This window comes from Oscillibacter sp. CU971 (assembly GCF_905219725.1).
In the GTDB taxonomy this organism is placed as follows: domain Bacteria; phylum Bacillota; class Clostridia; order Oscillospirales; family Oscillospiraceae; genus Oscillibacter.
This window is the reverse complement of the sequence record NZ_CAJMXG010000455.1, coordinates 1-1,548: the sequence shown is the minus strand read 5'-3', so window position 1 is coordinate 1,548 and position 1,548 is coordinate 1. Positions and strand designations below refer to the sequence as shown.

At 50.3% G+C, this 1,548-nt stretch carries 2 protein-coding genes and 1 pseudogene; 1 reads left to right on the top strand and 2 read right to left on the bottom strand.

The features are described 5' to 3' along the window. Positions 1 to 370, bottom strand: a 370-nt coding sequence (locus JX325_RS16515) for a type I restriction-modification system subunit M N-terminal domain-containing protein (protein ID WP_204792123.1), incomplete at its 3' end; no start/stop codon positions are given. 266 nt (positions 371 to 636) lie between these two features. Between JX325_RS16515 and JX325_RS16510 the strand changes: the two are divergent. Then, a pseudogene (locus tag JX325_RS16510) lies at positions 637 to 864 on the top strand (manganese catalase family protein); the annotation flags it as partial. A gap of 332 nt (positions 865 to 1,196) precedes the next feature. Here JX325_RS16510 and JX325_RS16505 read toward each other — a convergent pair. Beyond that, on the bottom strand, positions 1,197 to 1,548 hold a 352-nt coding region (locus tag JX325_RS16505), incomplete at its 5' end, for a sensor histidine kinase KdpD (protein ID WP_204792121.1).

The following is a 1,548-nucleotide window of genomic DNA, read 5'->3' as shown; positions in this document are numbered from 1 at the left end:
TCTCCAGCATAAGCGGTGTGGGAACCTTAAAAATGGCGTCGTCCATGTACCGGGCGTAGGCGCTCTCCTTGTCCCCATGGAGGTTCTTGATGAAGGGGAACACCTGCTCCTGCATAACGGCGTACATCCGCTCGGCGGGGAAGTCGTGAAACACTGACCACTTGAGCTGGCTGTTCTCCTCAAAAATGCTCCTGTGGGGCAGGCCCAGCATGACGGATTCCTTGGCCTTACGGCTGTCCGTCTCATCCAGATCGTGGATGAACATCAGGTAGGTCATCTGCTCCACCACGTCCAAGGGATTGGTGATGCCGCCCGTCCAGAAGATTTCCCATAGAGCGTTGATCTTGTTTTTCAGTTCGCCTGTAATCATACAGTTCACTGCCTTTCGTCCGCATTTTCTATTATTTTACTACAAACGACATCATTTGGGAATACCTGATCAGAATTCAACACGGAAGTGCCACATATACGTCTACTCTCCAAGAGGGCTTGTCCTTTTTATAAAAGCTCATCTCCCCTGTTCTCAGGCGGCGAAAGGGTACCCGCTGAGGCGGCAGGGTGTAAAGGTAACCTGCTGGCAAGCCTTTGAAACCACTGGATTCTTCCGGTTCTGAACTGGTACATTTCGACCCCTTTGTAGGCACGGAGGAGCTGGGGCATCTGGAGATGGTGGGCACTCTGGTCCACCAGCTGACCAGGAATCTCAGCGAAGAGCAGATTAAGGCCGCCGGTTTTGACGCCTACTTCGTGGACCATACCACCGGCGTGTTTCCACAGTTCGCTTCCGGTTTCCCCTGGTCTGCCGCTACCATGCAGGTAACCGGGGATGTCATTGGGGACTTGACAGAGGATTTGGCGGCGGATGGGGCGATAGCGTAAGCGCAACAAGGCCGAAAAGCCTTGAAAACACTGGATTGTTGGTAGGATAAGCCTTTTCCGGCGGCGATGGTGTAAGGACAACCTATTAAAATTTTCGATGGGACAAGCTGTTTCAAATCCAATTTTTAGGAGAATTGACTTGCTATGAAAATCGAATTGGACTATGTGAAAGTGGGCGATTACTAACCTCCCCGACCTGGTAGCTGAACGCCCACCTTTTGTAAGGCCCAAGTGGAGGAAATCATTTTTGCGGAATTGGTTTATAGCTAAATCAAATAAAGAGCAACGGAGAACGTATGTAAGCGTTCTCCGTTGCTTTATGGTCCCCCGCCGGGAAAGACTAAAACTGTCTGATACCCATTTTGCGGTGTACTTTCAATTTCCACTGTGCCATGATGCGCCTCAACAATCTGCCGAACCAACAGAACGCCTAAGCCGTGTCTCAGGTTCAATCTTTCATCGGTGCTTTCCAAATGATGCGCCGTCGCTCTTAATTTCTCCAGCTTCTCAGCGGACACGCCTATGCCGTCATCTGATACCATGGTAGTTATACCGGTTTCATTTCGCGCTACGGAAACAGAAATCACACACCCTTGGGGATTGTGAATGACACTATTCTGAATCAAATTATACAGCGCACGTTTCAGCAGAGCCTCATCTCCCATGATG